Genomic DNA, 21,204 nt, shown 5'->3' on the forward strand with positions numbered 1-21,204 from the left:
ATATAAAAAAAGCAGCAGTTATAAAAACTGCTGCTTCTGATAATAATTGATTGATGAAGATTTATTGTTTAATTACTTTTTTCGTAATTTTTGTGTTATCATCCAGTACAATGGTGAACAGATAAGTTCCTCTTACCAGTTCTGAAACATCAATTTTACCGGCATTGGTATTTACATTTACGGTTTTAACCAGTTTTCCTGATGCATCATAAATGGTTACCACTCCTTTAGAATGTCTGCCTAATGCTACATTCACAAAATCTTTTGCAGGATTCGGAGTGATATTTACTTCTGAGTTCACCTTAATATCTGCTGTTCCTAATGTAGTCCCCGTTTTCACAAAGTATCCGCCAAAGCCTGTCGTCTGGAAGCTCACTTCCCAGTATTGGTAGGTATCATTCCAGATAATATTTGTAATATCAGGTGTAATAATTGTAGCAGTTCCTCCAAAAGAAGCTACTGTACCCGTAGTACTTGTTCCTGTATATTTTTCAATAAGAAGGTTGGCTTTATTGGCAACATCTGTAGGGGAAGTAGGTAATTTCACTCCGTTGGTCAGATTATAAGCGTCAAAATCACTCTGTTTAAAGTATAAAGTTACTTTTCCGGTTGCAGTGACTGCATTCGTATCCGGATTTATTTCATATCTTCTTGCAACATAGTTTGGCTGTGCATTATCTACCCATACCTTTGATGTTGTATTTCCTGTTACAGTACTCGCAGTTTCTTTTTCAACTCTGGAGATAAGCTGGCAGGCATTGGTAAAATAGTTATACCCATTGGCTACTGTGCTTGCTTTAGTTTGATTGGATGTTGCTAAGTTCTTCACTTCAGCAACATTCTCATAGACTACAGCTCTCATTTTGAGATCGAATGTTCTGGAAGTCCATGTTGTACCATCTGTAGACGTCTTGGATCTGTTGTTGACTACTGCATTCTCAGCTTTCACGGCAATTCTTCCCCCTAAACCGTTTACGACAACATAAAATTCTTTTCCGGTTACCATTTGTACATTCAGATCCGAAAGATTCACGTAATTCCAGGTAAATCTCTGCACATTATTTAGCCATGAGGTAATTGTTTTAGTGGCTATAATATCTCCGGGATTTCCATTCGCATCCACTTTTCTGATTTGAATATCTACCGGAATGTCAGAAGGAAGCGAAGTTCCTGTTAATAATGAAAATCCTCCCAATTTTCCTGTCAGGGTTGGTGTATATCTGACAGCAAGGGCTATATTATCAAAATAATAATTAGATTCTGTATTGGCAATAATATAAGGTTCATCATACCCTACCGTCTCAAAATTAGATTTTACACATCCCAGCTCATCAGTCACTGCCTTGTAAATGTCCAGTTTACCATATCCCCATCTCATGTTGGGTACAGTTCCCGTTGCTCCGTCCATTCTTGCATTAGAGGTAAGGCGTGTTTTTACCTGGGCTGCAGTTAATGCCGGATTGGCCTGCAGCAATAATCCTACAGCTCCTGCTACACCGGGTGAAGACATACTTGTTCCCTGGTTTTTTACATAATAATTGGTTCCTGCAATAATATCTGTAGTACCAGGAGCAGAATCACCTGATCTTGATGAAATCACATTCTGGCCAGAAGCAGCAATATCAGGTTTTTGAAAACCATCTGTTCTTGGTCCCTGTCCGCTAAATGAAGATATAGACTCCTGCGGAGTAAGTGTGAAATAGCCGCTTGTTCCACTATACCAGCTGGCTCTTCCCATGTATGAAGCTACTGTAATCGCATTGGAAGCATTCCCTGGACTTCCTACAATATATTCATTATCCCCGTTTTGCAATGTGGTTTGCACTCCCTGGCTGTACAGCCAGCCATGGGTTGTTATTTGCTGCGCTCCATTATTGGTAATTTCCAATGTATAATTTCCCTGAACATTGGTCGTTCCGGAGGTTCTGGTTACGACTAACTGTACGTATCTTTTGTTGTTATCATTTCCCCAATAGTTATACATAGTTGCTGTAAGGCCTCCTCCCAATATGGTGTGCGCGGTAGTCGTACTTATATTCTGTGTATATTGTTGTCCATCGGGAGTAGTCAGTTTTGCTGTAACAGCGGTATTATCATTGGCATACATAATGAATGAAAACACTGAAGTTGCGGAAGTATTGCTTGCTACTGTAAAGTTATACGTCTGTGCCGCACCAGCTGCAATATCCACTTTTCTGTGAAGGTTAGCTCCGTAATCATTTCCGGCAGAAATAACCACCACTCTACCAGGTCCTGATGCTGTAAAATTATTAACAGCCACTTCATGACTGGATGTTCCGTCATGAGCCGTTCCCTGGCCGCCAATACTCATATTGACAACGATAGGTTTATTAAGTGCCGTTGCTACGTTTTTGAAATAGGTTAAGGCATTAATGGTATTTGTTGTAGGAAAAGAACCATTCCCCCCTTTTACAAATACAATATCTGCATCAGATGAAAATCCTTTATGCCTTTTATCTGTAAAAGCTGCACCATTTCCAGCAGCTGTACCTGAAACATGGGTTCCATGTCCGTTGGTATCATTTTCACGAACAAATCCTACCGGCGTTCCATCCAGCTCATCTTCAATCTGTGCTCTTGTATATTCTACACCTGTTGAAAATCCTGTAGGAGTAGTTTCTCCAGATTGTGCCGTTAATGTCTGATCCCAGATCGAAACAATTCTGCTTTTGGTCTGGTCATTAGCTTTTCTGAAGTCCGGATGTTTCCAGTCTATTCCACTGTCATAAATTCCTACCAAAACACCGGTGCCATTATAAACCGTATTATTGAAAACTCCATCCTGCAAAAGGCTTGCTCCGGACTGGGCTCTGCTCACATCATTATGAAGCTCATCAAATGCCGGCCCCATTACAGATGTTACATACGGAAGCTGCACAAGTCTTTCAATATCTTCAATGGTAACTAAAGCGGTAGAAAAGGCTGGCAGCTGGCTCTGAATAATGAAACCGTCTGCTTTCAGTTTTTCCGGCTCTTTAGTATAAATAATACATGAATACATTGTTTGTGCTCCTTTTGAAGTCACCACCAGATGTTGATCAAGTTTCATATCCGGGCGTTCAAGTTCTTTAACCGCTCTCCCATTGGCAATACTTTCTTTATTTTTCAATAAAATGTCAAATCGGGAGTCCAGTTTCTGTACCTGCCCGTAAAAAGCATAGGAATACAATCCTAAAAAGGCTGCTGTTGCATTTCTCAGAAGCTTCGATCCTCCGTGTGAAATGCTTACTTTTGTAAAAAATAATTTTTTAATATCCATATTTCATTTTTAAGCAATACAATTATACAATTTTTATTTAAATCAAAAATAAGATCAACAATTAACAAACAAAAAGCGTAAAAACTAAATCAAATAACAAAATTAATAACATTTTAACAAAATATTTAAAATATAAATTTTTTAACCAAAATGCAGGATTTTCTTTTTTATTTAAACCTTGGATGGGAACATATCATTTCTTTGGATGCCTTAGATCATCAGCTATTTGTTCTGGCTTTAATTGCTGTTTATTCTTACAGTGACTGGAAAAAAATACTGATCCTTGTCACCGCATTTACAATCGGACATTCCATTACGTTAGCTTTAAGTATTCTGGATGTCTTCAGAGTTCCGTCTGACTGGGTTGAGTTTTTAATTCCTCTAACGATTGTCCTGACATCATTGGATAATATCATTATGAAAAATCAGAAACAGACCTTGATGAGGGCCAATTACTACCTTGCTCTGATCTTTGGCCTGGTCCATGGAATGGGATTTGCCAATACTGCAAGAGTAATGATAGCGAAAAGTCAAAGTATTGCTTTACCTCTGCTGGGATTCAATATTGGTTTGGAACTTGGGCAGATTGTAATTGTTGCTGCCATCTTACTCCTCCTGTTTATTTCACTCAATCTTTTCAAAGTGAATAAAAAAGACTGGATACTCTTCGTTTCTTCCGGGGTATTTGCTTTATCCTTAAAAATGACTTTGGAAAGAATTCCTTTTTAAAAGTTAAATATTTTCATTATTTCAAGAGCTTATTACTATCTTTGATCATCAATAAATCATTTCGGTTATGAAACTAAAAGTTATTATACTTTCATTTTCTGTATTTGCATATACAGGTTTCACCGCACAAAATATTCAGAATAACCCGGGCAGCAACCATGGCAACAAGTTTGAACAACTGGGAACAATTCTTCCAACACCCAACATTTACAGAACGGCTTCAGGAGCTCCGGGACACGGATACTGGCAAAACAGAGCCGACTATAACATTACTGCCTATCTGGATGAGGATAAAAGAAATCTGAAAGGTTCAGAAACGGTGACTTACTACAACAATTCTCCTGATGATCTGGATTATATTTGGCTGCAGCTAGATGAAAACGAACATTCAAGCATCAGAAATGCCGGGTATGATACTTCATCCGTTCTTCGTCCTTCAACGACCGACCAACAGCTTAAGGCAACTGAACTTCCAGTAAAAGATAATGGTTACGGCGTGAGTCTTGAAAAAGTAACAGATGCTTCAGGTAGTGCTTTGAAGTATACGGTCAACAAAACCATGATGCGTATCGATCTTCCTAAAGTTTTGAAAAAGGGTGAAAAATTCGTTTTCAAAGTAGACTGGAACTACAATATCTCCAACAGAATGAAAATGGGAGGCCGTGGCGGTTACGAAAACTTCCCTGAAGACGGAAACGATCTGTATACGATGACCCAATGGTATCCCAGAATGTGTGTATACAGTGACTTCCAGGGCTGGCAAAACCATCAGTTTACCGGAAGAGGTGAATTTGCACTGGTTTTCGGAGATTTTAAAGTTTCAATGAATGTTCCTTCCGATCATATTGTAGGCGGAACCGGAGAATGTAAAAATTACGATCAGGTATTAACGCCTGATCAGCTGTCAAGATATAGAAAAGCTGAAAATGCCTCTGAACCTATCGAAATCGTAACATTGGATGAAGCTAAGAAAGCAGAAAAAAATCATTCAAAACAAAGAAAAACATGGATTTTTGAAGCGAAGGATGTTCGTGATTTTGCATGGACTTCTTCGAGAAAATTTGTCTGGGACGGAATGCGTGTAACAATTCCTGAAAACAATAATAAAGTAATGGCAATGAGTTTCTATCCAAAAGAATCTTACGGTCTTTACAGAAAGTTTTCCACAAAAGCGGTTGCTCATACCATTAAAACCTATTCAGAATTTACCATTCCTTATCCATATCCTGTAGCGCAGTCTGTAGAAGCTGCCAACGGGATGGAATATCCGATGATCTGTTTCAATTTCGGAAGAACTGAGAAAGACGGAACGTATTCGGAAGGGACCAAAAACGGAATGCTTGGAGTAATTATTCATGAAGTGGGGCACAACTTCTTCCCAATGATCATCAATTCTGATGAAAGACAGTGGGCATGGATGGATGAAGGTCTGAACACGTTTACAGAATATCTTACTGAAGAAAAATGGGATAATAAATTTCCTTCCAAAAGAGGACCGGCCTGGACGATCGTAGATTATATGAAACTACCGAAAGATCAGCTGGAGCCTATCATGAGCAACTCTGAAAATATTGTTCAATATGGCCCGAACGCGTATTCAAAACCTGCAACAGGATTGAATATTCTTCGTGAAACGATCATGGGAAGAGAGCTTTTCGACAAAGCTTTTAAAACATATGCTAAAAGATGGGCTTTTAAACATCCTGAACCTGCAGATTTATTCCGTACAATGGAAGATGCCAGTGGTGAAGATCTTGACTGGTTCTGGAGAGGCTGGTTCTACGGTACAGATCCTGTAGATATTGCTATTGATAAAGTAACGGTAGTCGTTCCCAATCTGGAGACCGATCCTAAAGCTGCTGCTGAAGTGAAATATCAGGTTGAAAAACCATTGGTGAACAGTTTTGAAGATCTTTCAAAAATCAGAAACAGAGAAGATAAGAATATTAAATTCTATGTGGATACTGACAAAGCTGCACAGGATTTCTATTATAAATATGACAGAGGCCAGGAAAAGGTAGACAATAACAAGGAATATGTCATCAAAACAGAGGCTGGTCTTCCTTTAGATGCAAAGGATAAAGAGAAGTTCAAAAATATTACAGGATATCAGATCGATTTTGTAAACAAAGGCGGACTGGTAATGCCTATCATTCTTGAGTTCACTTTTGAGGATGGTTCCAAAGTGTATGATAAATCTGCAGCACAGATCTGGAGACTGAATGAGCAAAAGGTTTCCAAGACGTATTATTTTGAAAAGAAAGTAAAATCTATTCAGCTTGATCCAATGAGAGAAACTGCTGATATTGATACCACGAATAATCTCTGGAGCAGCACCGGATCCGGTACTGAAACTTCAAAATTCCAACTCTTTAAACAAAAACAGGAAGGAGGACCTGTGAGAGGTGGCTCAACCGGAAAGGTGAATCCAATGCAGGCCGCAGGAAAGAGTTAAAAACCAAAAAGTTGTAACTTTTAACAAATACAGCACTACTTATTATTAAAAAGATCATGAGAGCTATTCTTTTCCTTTTAATACTAAGTAGTGCTAATTTTTTTTCCCAGAACCTGCTTACTCCACAAAATGCAGACATTAATCCGAAATTAATACAGGATGAAACGTATGAAGCGCTATGGTTTACAGAAAATGCCGGAACAAAAATCGAAATAGGCAGCATTACAACAGAAAACAAAAAACTGAACAAAACAGATCTCCTGATCAGAACAACTGTAAAACTGAAACAGGCTCCTGATGCAAAATGGACAGATTCTACCCTTGTGAAAATATCGGACTTCGCACCCATTTATCATTCCTCTTACAACTTGAACAGAGATATGGTTATCAAGTCCGGAAAAGATAAAGCCACCGGATATTATCTTGATAAAAAAACGCAGAAAAAAGATGTTATTGATATCTCTGTAGCTCATTATTTTGACAGCAGCAGCTATGCAATGCTCATAAGATATCTTCCTTTAAAAGAAAATTACACCGCTGAGATTTCTATTTTCGATTACAACCCAAAATCTGAGAAAAAAGGAATGATGAAAGCCTACATTCTGGATACTCAAAAAACAGAATATAAAGGAAAACCGGTTTGGGTAGTTAAAACAAATGATGATATCAGTAACAAAAGTACGACTACCACCTATTATATTGATGCTGCAACAAGAAAAATTGTAAAGCAGGATATGGATATGGCAGGAAGAAAAATGTCTTTGGAAACAACTCAATAAATTACTGAATATCAAACACCAACACCTATTTCTAGTCTACAAAAAATATAACAATCTGACTTAAAATTCTTTATATTTGAATCACCATAAACACCAAATGTCAAAAACCTGATTGACAATAAATGTTCAGGACTTAAAAAAACAAAATATTACTTATGAAAAATGCCAAATTACTAAGCAGAGATGCTCAGAAAACAATTAATGGCGGAATTGCTGCCAGACTTGTATGTTGCGAACGCGACGATAACGGAAAATGTACTTTATGGATCGGACCGGGACAAAACTGTCCTTAGTTCTAACATCTGATAACAATTTTGAATAAAGCCGGAAGTTTCCGGCTTTCTCTTTTTATATTCTCAACCTTTGTATTGTTTATTATACTATTGAATAAAAAACCGTTAACAACTGGTAATCAAAATTTTATTTAAAAAAAATAGCAATAATATATATCACATAATAAGGAAAAATAGTATATTTGAACCACTTCTTTTACACCAAATGTCAAAATCCTGATTGACTTTAAATGCTCAGGACGTACCAATCAAAATATTACTAACTATGAAAAACGCTAAATTATTAAGCAGAGATGCTCAGAAATCAATCAATGGCGGAGCAGCAGGACGCATTTGCTGTGAGTACAATTACAAAGGACAGTGTATCCTTTGGATCGGACCGGGACAATATTGCCCATAGTTCTGTCATCTGATAACAATTTTGAATAAAGCCGGAAATTTCCGGTTTTATTTTTTAGCTTAAATGCGTTTTTAAATTCTTTTTATACGTTCTCCCCAATGGAAGTTCTTCCCCATTTTTCAGGAAAACATGACCGGAATTATAAGAATTGATATGATCCGATAGGACGATATAAGACTTATGAATTCTGATAAATCCGAAATGCTGAAACTTTTCTTCAAAATTTGACATTCTCTCCAAAATCATATATTTTTTCAAAGGGGTCATCAGTACAATATATTCCCCGAATCCCTGTATCCAGAGAATATCTTTGAGAAAAACCTTGTTCATCACATAATTGGATTTGAACATAATAAAGTCTTCCTGCTGTTTACTGCCAGCCGAACTTTTAAACTGAACAAAATCCCTTGCTTTATTGACCGCTTTTTTAAAAGTATCAAAATCTACAGGCTTGATAAGATAATGAACAACATCCAGCTCAAATGCTTTCACTGCATATTTTGTTTCCAACGTAAGGAAAATGCACAGCGGCGGGTCAGGAAGCTGCTCCAAAAGCTCTACGCCATTGATGCCAGGCATATTGATATCGAAAACAACCAGATCCACTTTGTTTGCTTTCAGGAAAGCCAGTGCTTCTTCCGGTTTCTGAAATGAAGCCAGCAATTCAACATCATCAAGCTGACCGCAATATTGTTTTACAAGTTGCAGCGCAGGATATTCATCATCTACATTAACGATAGTCAGGTTAGCCATTGATAGTAATTGTTAAAGCAATTTTATATTGATCATTTTCTTTCGGCCCGGAATAAAATTCATACTGATCAGGATAAAATTTTTCCAATATATGAATAATTGCATCATTACCCAATCCGTGATAATTAGATTCAGCTGCATGAATTCTATCTTTCCCTACAGAATTTATAATTTCAAAATACAGTTCAGAGCGCTCAATATTACAGAATAATTTTATAAAACCATAAGCATCCTCTCCTATTGCTGAGTGTTTTAAAGCATTTTCAAATAAAGTAAGAAGTATAGCAGACGGAATTTCAGCAATGTCAAATTCTTCCTGCTCTTCAATATCCATGACAATATCAAGCTGGTTATTATACTTAAGCTGATATAAAGCTGCAAGCGCTTTCAAGGAAGCAAATTCCTGAGAAACGGTTACTTTTTCTTTTCCGCTGTCATAAATAATATACTTCAAAAGTTTACTCAACTGCAAAATAGAATCTGAAGTCTTCTCCGAATGGGTAAAACTGTTCGCGTAAATATTATTAAGAGTATTCAATAAAAAATGAGGATTCAGTTTAGACTTCAGCAAATCAAGATAAAGTTGATCTTTCTCTTCTCCAAGGCTGATCACATCCTGCTCTATTAAAAATTTGTCTTTGGTAATCCCCAAAAAAGCTCCCACCAGAATGATGATCCCCTGCGAGATGTACACATTATAAAGAAAACCTACATGAAAACCTTTTCCACTGAAATCCATCTGAAAAACGGCAGGTTCCCACAAAATTCTGAAAAGACTGGACACCAAAAAGCAGATTAAAGCATAAAGGATAAACTCCGGGTACTTATTGGATAAATAAAATCGGGGAACAAGATAATAGTACACCAGATAATAAATCCCAACATTGAAAATTGTATTCAAAATAATGCTTATCACCAATTGAATTGAATCCAGGAAGTAGTTTTCGGTGAAATAAGTCATCAAAATGAAGATAATAAGGAAAAAAACATGCTGAAACCTCAACAAAAATTTCCAACGGTACGTCATAAGGCTTTCCAGAATCTTACCACTAAATAAAATCCTGATAATCAATAATATAATAATAAAATTAATGATTAAAAACATAGTCCATACCTTATTTTGAAACGCATCAAATATAATATCTTTTTGTCTCAAAATGCAGTTCGTTGAGAAAAACTGTCATTGATTGAAAAAATCCAGCCCCGCTCTTTCGAATAAATATATTTGAGAAACCGCAATATTAATCAAATATTACATGAAACTTAATATACAATTAACGCTTATTTTATCATTTTGTTTGATAAATGGCCTCTTACACAGTCAGAGCAAAGACAATTACAATATGTGGTTTCAGTACCTGATGTCAGCGAAGATTACAGACAAAAGTACTTTAACTGCACTTACTCAGTACCGTTCCTTCGATTTGGCTTACGATACAAGACTTTTTCTGGTGAATGCTTATGTAGATTATGAAGTGGTTGAGAATATAAAACCTGCTGTAGGAGCTATGTTTTTGATCCTTGAATCTTATAATGCTGATGATTCCAAAAAAATAAGATATGAAAAAAGACCTTTTCAACAGGTAACCGCTGATTATTATATTGGCAGAACATCAATCTCCAACCGTCTTAGAGTAGAGGAACGTTTTATCAGCAACCCTGATGAGTTTGAGGTAAGAATCCGTTATCTGATCTCTGTCAGAATTCCTTTCAATAAAAAAGGAGAAAAAGAAAAGCTCTACGGTATTCTTAAAAATGAAATAAGAATGAATGTTGATAAGCTAGAACCTTTCGACAGCAATCGTATTACTGCAGGTCTTGGAATAAAACTAGGAAAAAATTCTGCTTTGGAGCTTGCCTTTATCAATCAGCTGGAAACCGGAAAAACAAGTAATTACGGGTTTATAGGTTTCAGAAACAATTTTGACTGGAGAAAAAAGAAACAATAACCTCATTAATATTTACAACATACTATGCTTACATTTCTTGGTTTTTTAATGATTTTCATCTTCATGATTCTCATCATGAACAAAAAGATGACTCCGCTTACCGCTTTGGTACTTGTACCTGTACTTATCGCTGTAGTTGCAGGTTTCGGGCCTGATCTGGGGAAAATGATGAAAGAAGGAGTAAAAGAAATAGCACTTACGGGGGTTATGCTGATTTTTGCCATCCTATACTTCAGTCTAATGATTGATACAGGACTTTTTGAACCTCTTGTGAATGCCATATTAAAGGCTGTAGGAGATAATCCTGTAAAAACAACCATCGGAACCGCCCTTCTCACCACTTTAGTTTCCTTAGACGGCGATGGCTCTTCCACTTATATTATTGTAGTGGCAGCATTACTCCCGCTTTATAAAAAACAGGGGATGAATCCTTTGGTTCTGACCTGTATTATCATGTTAGCTGGCGGCATTATGAATATTTTACCATGGGGAGGGCCTACGGCAAGAGTAATGAGTTCTCTTAAATTGGGGCATACAGAAATATTTGTTCCTATGATTCCGGTAATGCTGGTCGGACTGGTCTGGGTATTCTTTGTTGCTTATATTTTAGGAGTACGGGAGAAAAAAAGAATAAGCAAGCACGGAAAATATACAAAATACAGCGGACAGGATATTGCCGGAGAGAATGATCCGGCATTAAGACGTCCCAAGCTTATTATTATCAATCTTATCCTGACAATTATCCTTCTTTGCGTGATGATTCTTGATATTATTCCTTTGGGAATTGCCTTTATGATTGCTTTCTGCATAGCTTCCTTAATTAATTATCCGAAACTGAAAGACCAGCAGAAAATCATTTCAAAACATGCAGGAAATGCTTTATCTGTAGCGGGAATGATCTTCGGAGCAGGAATTTTCACAGGAATCCTGAATGGTACAGGAATTATGAATGCTATGGGAAACAGTATTATCAGTATCATTCCTAAAACCTGGGGTGGCTATCTGAATGTAATCACTGCCATATTCAGTGTACCGCTTACCTTTTTCCTGACTAATGATGCTTATTATTTTGGAATATTACCTGTAATTACAGCTACCGGCAGCCAGTTGAATATTCCTCCTGATATTTTGGGACGCGCCAGTCTTGTGGGGCAGGCCTCTCATTTATTAAGCCCTTTGGTTCCTTCCACTTATCTGCTCGTTTCACTGGCAGGTGTTGAATTCTCCGATCACCTGAAATTCACTTTAAAATGGGCCATAGGATCATCAATTGTAATGTTGCTGAGTGCATTGGTTCTTGGTATTATATAAGGTTATATCTTTGAATTTTGTAATCTTATCATATAAAAAAACGGATGATGAAACCTTTTAAGCAAAAAACATTTACGGACTCCTATTTAAGAAACCTTACCCTTTATGTGTTCACGGCTATTATCTGTGGAGCATTAACAGGGTATTATTTTCCGGAAGTCAGTAAACATCTGGAAACGGTAAGCAATTACTTTTTCATGCTTCTTGAGGTTTTGATTATTCCGGTTATTTTCATTGCAGTAACGTATGGGGTAAGCTATATTTTCAGTACTAAAAATGCTTTAAAGATTGTAAGCCAAATGGTGATCTATTTCTTAATCATCACTTCCATCAGTATTTTATTGGGGATAGGTTCCGGACTTCTTTTAAAACCGGGAGCCGATACGGGAATTATTATTTCTTCCCACAAAGCACTTCCCGAAAGGTTTTTAGCAAAGACTACAAACCCTCTGCACATCAGCAATTATGTACTTTTTCTTTTAATATCAATATCTGCAGGAGTACTGCTTGGCCTTTCAAAGAAAAAGGATAACATTCTTAAAGGTTTAGACGCCGGAAGAAATTTATTTTTTAAACTCATCAAATATGTTTATATATTTCTTCCGATAGTCATTTTCTGTAATATTGCTTATGGCATTTCAGTATATGGAATTAATACTCTGTTGCCATTAAGTAAAATTGTTGCCACAGTATACCTTACGAGTGTATTTTTTATTTTCGGGATATTGGGCGTTATCACAGCTTACTTTAAAATTAACCTTTGGGATTTTTTGATCAGCATCAAAGAAGAAATTATTCTGGTGGTAGCCACGTCTTCTTCCAAAACAGCATTCCCGGTGATTTTTGATAAAATGGAATCACAGGGGTATGATCGGAAAATTCTTCGTCTTATCATTCCTCTCGGATACAATTTTAATCTGGCGGGAGCTTGCATCTACCTTTCAATTTCATGTATATTTCTTATCCAGTTTTATAATATTCAACTTACCTTAAAAGATTATTTCTGGCTTTTCATAACCATTTCAATTGCTTCTAAAACTGCTTCAGGAGTACCCGGATCAGGCTTCCTTGCCCTGATGTTTACCTTAAGCCGGTTTGGGAAAATCCCTACTACAGATCTTGCCCTTTTATACAGTGTAGACCGCTTTATGAATGAAGCCAGATCTGTTACTAATTTCATAGGCATTACCGTTTCTGCTGCCATTATTTCAAAACTTAACCAAAATACTATTTCTTTAAAAAATGATGTTTCCTGATTTTACACAACTATTAAATGACATATTACAAAACCCTGCAAAATCTATCGCCATTATCGGCAATCTTATTCTTATTGAAAGTCTGCTTTCCGTAGACAATGCCGCCGTATTGGCAACTATCGTAATGGATCTTCCGGAGCATCAAAGAAAGAGAGCTTTAAAATACGGAATCCTTGGAGCTTACGTATTTCGCGGACTGGCTCTTATTTTTGCATCCGTCCTGATTTCCGTATGGTGGCTGAAACCACTGGGAGGAGTATACCTGCTCTATATTTCTTTTGACTGGTTGATCAAAAAAATAAAAAACACAAATGATGAAGAAAATCCAGAGGAAAATCCTGATAAAGAATCCAGCTGGCTGTATAAAAATTCAATCGGGCTGTTTGGACAGTTCTGGGCAACCGTTGCTATTGTAGAAGTAATGGATCTTGCTTTTTCTATTGATAATGTTTTTGCTGCCGTAGCCTTTTCAGACAATTTACTTTTAATTACCCTTGGCGTCTTTATAGGAATTTTAGCGATGAGATTTATTGCACAGTGGTTTGTCCGTCTGATGCAGATATTTCCTTTTCTGGAAACAGCAGCGTTTATTGTGATTGCTATTTTAGGAATTAAACTAAGCTTGTCGTTATATGAGCACTTCTACCCTGCTACAGCTTTTGCTCAGTTTTTAGCCAGTCATACAATGGAAATTCTAGTTTCCGCCATTACCGTTCTTTTGTTTGTAGTTCCCGTAGCTACCAGCTATCTCTTCGGATTTCCAGTCCGCAAAAAATAATTTTTCTGCCAAATTTTCACATTCGGAAATAAAAGTCTGCCATTTCAGCCACCGGTGTCTCATGGCATACATTTAGAGAATTATTACACAGAAATAATTAATAAATAAACATATTATGTCAGTAAACTTTAAACCATTAGCAGACAGAGTTCTAGTAGAACCTATTGCTGCAGAAACTAAAACAGCTTCAGGTATTATTATCCCGGACACTGCAAAGGAAAAGCCGCAAGAAGGTACTGTAGTGGCAGTAGGTCCTGGTAAAAAAGATGAGCCAACAACTGTTCAGGTAGGTGACAAAGTTCTTTATGGAAAATATTCAGGTGCTGAATTGAAGTTGGAAGGTAAAGATTACTTAATCGTAAGAGAAGCTGATTTATTAGGAATTATTGGCTAAGCTTCAGACTATTGGCTTCTGGCAAATGGCTTTTCTGTGTTGAAATTAATTCATGAGAGATTTTAAAAAATTTGAGGTGTGGCAATTAAGTCATCAGTTGACTTTAAAAATCTATACTTCAACCAGAAGTTTTCCAAAAGAGGAAATTTTTGGACTTACCTCTCAAATCAGAAGATCATTTGCCTCTATAGGATATAATATTTCTGAAGGAAGCGGTAGAAATTCGGATAAAGAATTTGCCAATTTCATCAATATTGCATTAGGATCCTCTAATGAAGCCGAAAACCAATTAATTCTTGCTAAAGATTTAGGATACATTCATGAAAATGAGTATCAAGATACTTTAGAGGAACTAACAATACTAAAAAAGAAGCTTGTCACCCTATGGAACAGGCTCAATGGAAATTAAAAATTAAAGTTAAACACGCGAATTGCAAAAGCTAAAAGCAAAAAGCAAGTCGCCAAAAGCTAAACAAACATGGCAAAAGAAATAAAATTCGATATTGAATCAAGAGACGCTTTAAAGAGAGGTGTAGATGCATTGGCTAATGCAGTAAAGGTAACTTTAGGTCCTAAAGGAAGAAACGTAGTTATCGAAAAATCTTTCGGTGCTCCGCACGTAACTAAGGATGGTGTGTCTGTTGCAAAAGAAATCGAACTTGAAGACAGAGTAGAAAATATGGGAGCGCAAATGGTAAAAGAAGTAGCTTCCAAAACTAATGATATCGCAGGAGACGGTACTACTACCGCTACTGTATTGGCACAGGCTATCGTAAGAGAAGGTCTTAAGAACGTAGCTGCAGGTGCTAACCCAATGGATCTTAAAAGAGGAATCGACAAAGCAGTAACTGCAGTTGTTGAAAACTTAAAAACTCAGTCTCAGACTGTTGGAGATTCTACAGAAATGGTAAAACAAGTTGCTTCTGTATCTGCTAACAACGACGAAACTATCGGTGCTTTGATCGCTGAAGCTTTCGGAAAAGTTGGAAAAGAAGGAGTAATCACTGTAGAAGAAGCTAAAGGTATCGATACAACGGTAGACGTTGTAGAAGGTATGCAGTTCGACAGAGGATACCAGTCACCTTACTTCGTGACTAACCCTGAGAAAATGTTAGCTGAACTAGAAAACCCATACATCCTTTTAGTAGAGAAGAAAATCTCTTCAATGAAAGAATTACTTCCAGTTCTTGAGCCAATTGCACAAGGTGGTAAGTCTCTATTGATCATCTCTGAAGAAGTTGAAGGTGAAGCTTTAGCTACTTTGGTAGTAAACAAACTAAGAGGTTCTCTTAAAATTGCTGCTGTAAAAGCTCCAGGATTTGGGGACAGAAGAAAAGCAATGTTAGAAGATATCGCAATCCTTACAGGTGGACAGGTGATTTCTGAAGAGCAAGGTTTCACTATGGAAAACATCTCTTTAGATATGCTTGGAACTGCTGAGAAAGTAACAATCGACAAAGACAACACTACAGTTGTAAACGGTGGTGGTGACGAAGCGAAAATCAAAGGAAGAGTATCTCAGATCAAAGCTCAGATGGAAACTTCTACTTCTGATTATGATAAAGAAAAACTTCAGGAAAGACTGGCTAAGTTAGCTGGTGGTGTTGCTGTACTTTATGTAGGTGCTGCTTCTGAAGTTGAAATGAAAGAGAAAAAAGACAGAGTAGATGATGCATTACACGCTACAAGAGCGGCTGTAGAAGAAGGTATCGTTGCAGGAGGTGGTGTTGCTTTAGTAAGAGCAATCTCAGCTTTGGAAAACCTTACAGGAATCAATTCTGATGAAACTACAGGGATCAAAATCGTGAAAAGAGCAATCGAAGAGCCATTAAGACAAATCGTTGCTAACGCAGGTGGTGAAGGTTCTGTAATTGTTGCTAAAGTAGCAGAAGGAACAGGAGACTTCGGATACAATGCGAAAACTGACGAGTATGTTCACATGCTTGAAGCAGGTATCATTGACCCAACTAAAGTAACAAGAGTTGCCCTTGAAAATGCAGCTTCTGTATCTGGAATGCTTCTTACCACTGAATGTGTAATCACTGAAGTAAAGAGCGCTGAACCAGCTATGCCAATGGGTGGTGGAATGCCAGGAATGATGTAACGGTCAGCGACCGAAGCAAATTAATATATTAACCGTTCTACTTTTGTAGAGCGGTTTTTTTATGTATCAACTGTTTGAAAAAGAAAAGTCTCACATGAGCAAGAAAGTATTTTCCAATTATTTTATTTCACAACTAGTGGAAATACTTAAATTCATTTTGGGTAATAAATACGGTATTTTCAACGTTTACATTCGTTTAATTTTACAAAAATAAAAATTCCCAAACAAACATTCTTTTCTTAAACAGGTATACCGAAAACTGTATAGAGTAGGTAAAATAGTAAAACACAATTATTATGGCAGGAGATAATGACAGAATACACGGCTACAATCCCATTTATCGTGTACAAAAACCCGTTAATTTTCACTCTTTTGATCTTGACAGTAAGAACAAACCCACAAACTTTATCTATCAAAAAGTAACCATTGATGGGCCTGGTGCTCCAGTTGATGATCATCAGGGACATATTGTTCCCCAAAGGACCCTTAATATTGTCTTGAATCCTCTGATGGAGAATATGGCAAAAAGTTGCAAAAATTTACACGATGTTGAAAATTTTATAAAAAATTCATGGATGCAGCTTGTCTATGATTATGGAAAAAAAATTGGGGCACCCATGTTTGATTTTGACGACAGCGATCCGGAGACTAAAGTAGGTGGTTTTTTCTCCATTGTAACCTGGAATCCGGTGAATATCTGCCGGGCTCCGGAGGATAAAAAAAGAAATGGTGTTCCTGGTAATACTATTGATACCCAGGTTGAGCAATATCTTGCTGCTCATAAGGATCAGCAAGGCGTTAATGTAGCGTGGCTTTCAAGTTTGCAAACGCTGATGAAAGATGATAAAAATAAGGATAAAATAACAGATTATATTGCGAAATGCTCTGACACTCTATCAGGACAGCTAACTAAAGGGATTGGCTATTATTCATTTCCCTGGAAATACACCAATAATATTTTAAATCCTATATAGATCAATACCAGGAATGATATAACGGCCAGCGATCGAAGCTGATTTAACAGACTAATCGTTCTACTTTTTGTAGAGCGGTTTTTTTTGTTTGAATTATGGTTTTCCGTAAGGAAATAGTTATATTTATATTTTAACTTTAATGATTGATAAATAGATAGCTAAAACCAAAACAATATTAGGCAATTGTACATATTGTATATTGACGCGATGCATTAATTTGGATATTAGCTGCAATTTAATGAAAAGCATATGATTGAAAATTTATCTACTCATTTTATTATTATCATTCCATTGTCTATATTCCTGATTACTCTCGGAATGAAAGCAACTATTGGAAAGAGTCTGCATGAGATTTACCTATACTCATACTGCACTGGAAGTTCCTATTGATTTATTATTTATCTCTGTGGCATTAACAGTGACTTGGACATGATGGCAATGAAATTTATGAAATGAAAATCAAGTTTGGGAAAAAAGCTATAGAAAATTATAAAAATAATAAAAGCTTAATCGAATGTATTCCAGGAAATAATGAAAATCCGAATTGGATAAAGTTATTTATGGAGGATAAAAAAATTGAAATTCAATTAAAATAAATACTATAACTTTTTAATTATATACAATCACTTCTCCTTTATCTTCTTTCTATGCTTCAAACCAAAATTAATTAAGGCATTGACAACATTTTCAGTTTCTTTGGCATGTGCAGTAAGTGCATAAGAAACGGTAACAGGTTTGGTTTTATTAACCGTTCGGGTGATCAGTAAATTATCTTCCAGTTCCTGCAGCTCTTTGGACAGAACTTTTGGACTTATTCCCAGAGCTGTTTCCTTCAGATCTTTGAACCGCATGGTTTCGTAATGATACAAATTATGCAGAATACAGAATTTCCATTTGCCGCTTAATAATTCAATGGCATCTTTAAGCGCCAGTATTTTTTCTTTATTGATGTCATTTTTTTTAGTACTCATACAATAGTTACTTTCCAACAGGTAACGGATAGTAAAGGTAAAGTTTCTTTCAGATAATTTTACACTGTAAAAAATTAAAAAATGAAAATAACAATAATTGCAAACATTTCAGTTAATGGTAAAGTATTATTATCCGATCATCCACATCATCAGCTGCCACCAGAAGCAATGGAGTTTTATTTAGAATTCGCAAAAAAAGTGGGAAACCTTGTCATAGGCTTTAAAACCTTTGAAAATTTTTTAACCTTTCCACAGGAAGTCAAAGAACATTTCAACGGAATAGAAATCGTAATACTCTCTGAAAAACCTTACGTATCAAAAGACTATAAGACTGTGAAAAGTCCCGAAGAAGCTATTGAATATATGTCAGAAAAAGGCTTGCGCGAAATGGCAGTTGGCGGAGGAACAGGTGCATTTAATGCTTTTATAGACAAAGATCTGGTAACGGACATTTATTTTAATATCCATCCGTTAATCACAGGAGTTGGCGGTGTTTTAGGAAACAGCAGTGAACTGAACTCAAAATTTAAACATACAGAATATAACCTTAAAGACGGTTTCATTCAACTGCATCTAACCAAAGAAGACTGAATAGCAACGATCTAAAAAAGTGGATATAGTTTTAGATATTTTCTGAACGAAAAAAACATCCTTATATGAACCGAAAGAACCTCATCAACTTTTTCCTATCTTTAAACCACAGTTATTATCTTAAAGTCCGGTATTAAAAAATAAACCTGAATCACTGAAAGAAAATCGAACAGAACCAAACACTAAAACTCAGACTCTTGAAAACAACATTATTATTCCTTTCATTTTTGGGCTCACTGCTAGCCCATGCACAAACGCTTCAATTTAAAAATCTCGCCAATATGTCTGTAGGCAGAGGGGCTGCAACCAGTGTAATTGTGGATGATAATATCTATGTGAGCAATGGATATCAGGACAAGGGTGGCAATGCAAATTATATTGAGAAATATAATATTACGGATAATAAATGGAGTGTTCTCAATCCCACTCTGCTTTCCAAAAAATTTGCTAATTCTGAGACTTACAATAATAAAATTTATATTTTTAACGGTTGGGGAAACAGCCATCTTGAAATTGTAGACCTTGAAACCCATAAAATAACGAAGGGCGCTGTTAATCGCTCCTATACCGGAAATGCAGGTTCTGCCATCCATAACGGCAAAATATATGTGTTTGGCGGCAGCGGACTGAATGGAGTGGCAACTACCGTCTTTTCTAATAGATTCCAGTATTATGACATTGCTTCAGATACATGGCATCCGTTACCCGATATGCCCACAGCCAGAGAAGCAAGGGGCAAAATTGTGAATGACAAGCTTTATGTTATTGGTGGTTTCAACGGTACCTCATCCCGCCTGATCAATGTTTACGACCTCAACACTAATCTCTGGACCCATCAATATACGATGCCGGCTGCTATATCCGGACACTCATTAGCGGTATCCGGTAATAAGATTTTTATTGCAGGAGGGTATAATAATCAAACTTTTCTAGCCTATTTTGATACTACAACCAATACATTACATCAGCTATCATCCAATATGATTCCCAGAAGACATGCTGTATTGGAAGCATATAACAATAAACTATACATCATCGGCGGAAGTACAACGTCTCTCACCAGCTCAGCTATTAAAAGCATACAAGTGGCAGATATTAACGAAAGTGTACTCTCTGCAAATACAGCCAATGATAATGGAACATTAGAGAAAAAGGTGTATACCAATGCAGCCAAAGACGGTTTTGTAATCAGCAATAAAAACAACAGCAATCAATTTGAATACACTGTTTATTCCACAGATGGCAAGCAGATCAGTAAAGGTTTTGCCTATTATAATAAAACGATAGATTTATCAAGAGTACAGCGCGGAACTTATATTTTTAGTTATAAAGATGAGAAAGGGGTTTTGCAGCAGATTAAAATTTTCAGATAATAATAACCCACAAACATACTAAATCCGCAATAATAATCCGGAGACCAATCAATACCATGTAAACCAGAATGCAAAATATATTCTATAGATTGTATTATTCAATAAATAAAAATAAAACTTCAACATGAGAATTCTCCTCCTATTTATTTTCTTTCCCTTTCTAACTTTTGCTCAAGAAAAATTTAAGTATAAAAAAGATTTTGAGAAAATACTTAAAGAAACAAAAAATATAAAATCAGAATTTTATTATGATCATTTATTAGACAGATATAATAAAATAGATACAACACTCACAGAAAAACAAGTCCTGGCTTTATTAATTGGCTTTACAGATAATAAATTCTATAATCCGTATAAAGATATTGAATTTGGAAAAAGACTATATCAATTGAATGAAGAAAAGGAATACAAGGAAGTGATTCAACTGGGTGATGAATTTTTGATAACCCATCCTTTCGACCTGAAAACACTTTTCGAAACATCCTATGCCTATTTTAAAACAGATCATAAAGAAATAGCAGACCAATATCTCCTGAAAACAAAAATGATATTTCATGCTATGGCTTACAGCGGGCAGGGATTTAAACTGGAAGAGCCTACATTTGCATTAAACCCTACTGATGGTCAGGATTACTTAAGAAAAGGTTTTAATATGAAAATAGGGAAAATGGGATCAGGAAGAGATAAAAATGGTTATTTTTTGGATATTATTGATATTAATTTTGATAATGGCAGTACAACAAGTATGTACTTCATCATACCCCACGCAGCAAAAAAGATGTTTGAATAATTTTTTTTAAGTATTCTCAATATG

The 21,204-nt window shown here is 36.3% G+C and carries 21 protein-coding genes; 17 read left to right on the plus strand and 4 right to left on the minus strand.

The genetic code is table 11. The annotated features are described in order from the left end of the window. Window positions 1-61: 61 nt before the first annotated feature. On the minus strand, window positions 62-3,280 hold the full coding sequence (locus tag KYG33_RS11465; RefSeq protein ID WP_219071774.1) for a S8/S53 family peptidase: 3,219 nt from the start codon (window positions 3,278-3,280) through the stop codon (window positions 62-64). Window positions 3,281-3,430: 150 nt separating this feature from the next. On the opposite strand from KYG33_RS11465, the gene KYG33_RS11470 reads away from it, so the two are divergent. From KYG33_RS11470 to KYG33_RS22495, 5 genes are all read left to right on the plus strand, one after another. Beyond that, window positions 3,431-4,009 carry a HupE/UreJ family protein gene (locus KYG33_RS11470; RefSeq protein ID WP_180564580.1) on the plus strand — a complete coding sequence of 193 codons (579 nt, stop codon included), beginning with the start codon at window positions 3,431-3,433 and terminating at the stop codon, window positions 4,007-4,009. A gap of 67 nt (window positions 4,010-4,076) precedes the next feature. Then, window positions 4,077-6,464: a M1 family metallopeptidase gene (locus KYG33_RS11475; RefSeq protein WP_180564581.1), complete on the plus strand. Its 2,388-nt coding sequence runs from the start codon at window positions 4,077-4,079 to the stop codon at window positions 6,462-6,464. A 56-nt stretch (window positions 6,465-6,520) separates the two neighbouring features. Then, a complete protein-coding gene (locus KYG33_RS11480) occupies window positions 6,521-7,243 on the plus strand; it encodes a hypothetical protein (protein WP_219071775.1) in 723 nt (240 codons plus the stop codon). A 155-nt stretch (window positions 7,244-7,398) separates the two neighbouring features. Beyond that, window positions 7,399-7,536, plus strand: coding sequence for a hypothetical protein (locus KYG33_RS11485; protein ID WP_165790518.1), 138 nt, complete (start codon window positions 7,399-7,401; stop codon window positions 7,534-7,536). Between the two features lie 265 nt (window positions 7,537-7,801). After that, window positions 7,802-7,936 carry a hypothetical protein gene (locus KYG33_RS22495; protein WP_255812661.1) on the plus strand — a complete coding sequence of 45 codons (135 nt, stop codon included), beginning with the start codon at window positions 7,802-7,804 and terminating at the stop codon, window positions 7,934-7,936. A 54-nt stretch (window positions 7,937-7,990) separates the two neighbouring features. Here KYG33_RS22495 and KYG33_RS11490 read toward each other — a convergent pair whose 3' ends face one another. Both KYG33_RS11490 and KYG33_RS11495 read right to left on the minus strand, forming a co-directional pair. Then, window positions 7,991-8,689 (minus strand): LytR/AlgR family response regulator transcription factor, encoded by a 699-nt coding sequence (locus KYG33_RS11490; RefSeq protein WP_219071776.1) that lies wholly within the window; start codon window positions 8,687-8,689, stop codon window positions 7,991-7,993. After that, window positions 8,682-9,650, minus strand: coding sequence for a sensor histidine kinase (locus tag KYG33_RS11495; RefSeq protein ID WP_257468762.1), 969 nt, complete (start codon window positions 9,648-9,650; stop codon window positions 8,682-8,684). Before KYG33_RS11495 ends, KYG33_RS11490 begins: the two co-directional genes overlap by 8 nt. A gap of 382 nt (window positions 9,651-10,032) precedes the next feature. Here KYG33_RS11495 and KYG33_RS11500 point away from each other — a divergent pair, with 382 nt between their 5' ends. The 9 genes from KYG33_RS11500 (at window position 10,033) to KYG33_RS11540 (ending at window position 18,051) form a co-directional block, all read left to right on the plus strand. Further along, window positions 10,033-10,638 carry a DUF2490 domain-containing protein gene (locus tag KYG33_RS11500; RefSeq protein WP_232539004.1) on the plus strand — a complete coding sequence of 202 codons (606 nt, stop codon included), beginning with the start codon at window positions 10,033-10,035 and terminating at the stop codon, window positions 10,636-10,638. Between the two features lie 24 nt (window positions 10,639-10,662). Then, window positions 10,663-11,949 carry a CitMHS family transporter gene (locus tag KYG33_RS11505; protein ID WP_180564585.1) on the plus strand — a complete coding sequence of 429 codons (1,287 nt, stop codon included), beginning with the start codon at window positions 10,663-10,665 and terminating at the stop codon, window positions 11,947-11,949. 44 nt (window positions 11,950-11,993) lie between these two features. Continuing rightward, window positions 11,994-13,205 carry a cation:dicarboxylate symporter family transporter gene (locus KYG33_RS11510; RefSeq protein ID WP_232539005.1) on the plus strand — a complete coding sequence of 404 codons (1,212 nt, stop codon included), beginning with the start codon at window positions 11,994-11,996 and terminating at the stop codon, window positions 13,203-13,205. Then, on the plus strand, window positions 13,192-13,983 hold the full coding sequence (locus tag KYG33_RS11515; protein WP_219071778.1) for a TerC family protein: 792 nt from the start codon (window positions 13,192-13,194) through the stop codon (window positions 13,981-13,983). The genes KYG33_RS11510 and KYG33_RS11515 overlap by 14 nt, the downstream gene beginning before the upstream one ends. A gap of 115 nt (window positions 13,984-14,098) precedes the next feature. Next, window positions 14,099-14,377, plus strand: coding sequence for a co-chaperone GroES (gene groES / locus KYG33_RS11520; RefSeq protein WP_034696138.1), 279 nt, complete (start codon window positions 14,099-14,101; stop codon window positions 14,375-14,377). 52 nt (window positions 14,378-14,429) lie between these two features. After that, entirely contained in the window at window positions 14,430-14,786 is a 357-nt protein-coding gene (locus KYG33_RS11525; RefSeq protein ID WP_180564587.1) for a four helix bundle protein, read from the plus strand. A 69-nt stretch (window positions 14,787-14,855) separates the two neighbouring features. Continuing rightward, a complete protein-coding gene (groL, locus tag KYG33_RS11530; RefSeq protein ID WP_219071779.1) occupies window positions 14,856-16,481 on the plus strand; it encodes a chaperonin GroEL in 1,626 nt (541 codons plus the stop codon). Window positions 16,482-16,777: 296 nt separating this feature from the next. Continuing rightward, a complete protein-coding gene (locus KYG33_RS11535; RefSeq protein ID WP_219071780.1) occupies window positions 16,778-17,455 on the plus strand; it encodes a hypothetical protein in 678 nt (225 codons plus the stop codon). A gap of 452 nt (window positions 17,456-17,907) precedes the next feature. Next, on the plus strand, window positions 17,908-18,051 hold the full coding sequence (locus tag KYG33_RS11540) for a hypothetical protein (protein ID WP_175627286.1): 144 nt from the start codon (window positions 17,908-17,910) through the stop codon (window positions 18,049-18,051). A 27-nt stretch (window positions 18,052-18,078) separates the two neighbouring features. Here the strand turns inward: KYG33_RS11540 and KYG33_RS11545 are convergent, their stop codons facing one another. Continuing rightward, window positions 18,079-18,426: a winged helix-turn-helix transcriptional regulator gene (locus tag KYG33_RS11545; protein WP_219071781.1), complete on the minus strand. Its 348-nt coding sequence runs from the start codon at window positions 18,424-18,426 to the stop codon at window positions 18,079-18,081. Window positions 18,427-18,507: 81 nt separating this feature from the next. Here KYG33_RS11545 and KYG33_RS11550 point away from each other — a divergent pair, with 81 nt between their 5' ends. The 3 genes from KYG33_RS11550 (at window position 18,508) to KYG33_RS11560 (ending at window position 21,180) form a co-directional block, all read left to right on the plus strand. Beyond that, on the plus strand, window positions 18,508-19,017 hold the full coding sequence (locus KYG33_RS11550; protein ID WP_219071782.1) for a dihydrofolate reductase family protein: 510 nt from the start codon (window positions 18,508-18,510) through the stop codon (window positions 19,015-19,017). A 197-nt stretch (window positions 19,018-19,214) separates the two neighbouring features. After that, entirely contained in the window at window positions 19,215-20,390 is a 1,176-nt protein-coding gene (locus tag KYG33_RS11555; protein ID WP_219071783.1) for a kelch repeat-containing protein, read from the plus strand. Between the two features lie 124 nt (window positions 20,391-20,514). Next, entirely contained in the window at window positions 20,515-21,180 is a 666-nt protein-coding gene (locus KYG33_RS11560; RefSeq protein ID WP_219071784.1) for a DUF4919 domain-containing protein, read from the plus strand. The last annotated feature ends 24 nt before the right edge of the window (window positions 21,181-21,204 follow it).

Source organism: Chryseobacterium sp. D764 (genome assembly GCF_019317325.1).
Lineage (GTDB): Bacteria > Bacteroidota > Bacteroidia > Flavobacteriales > Weeksellaceae > Chryseobacterium.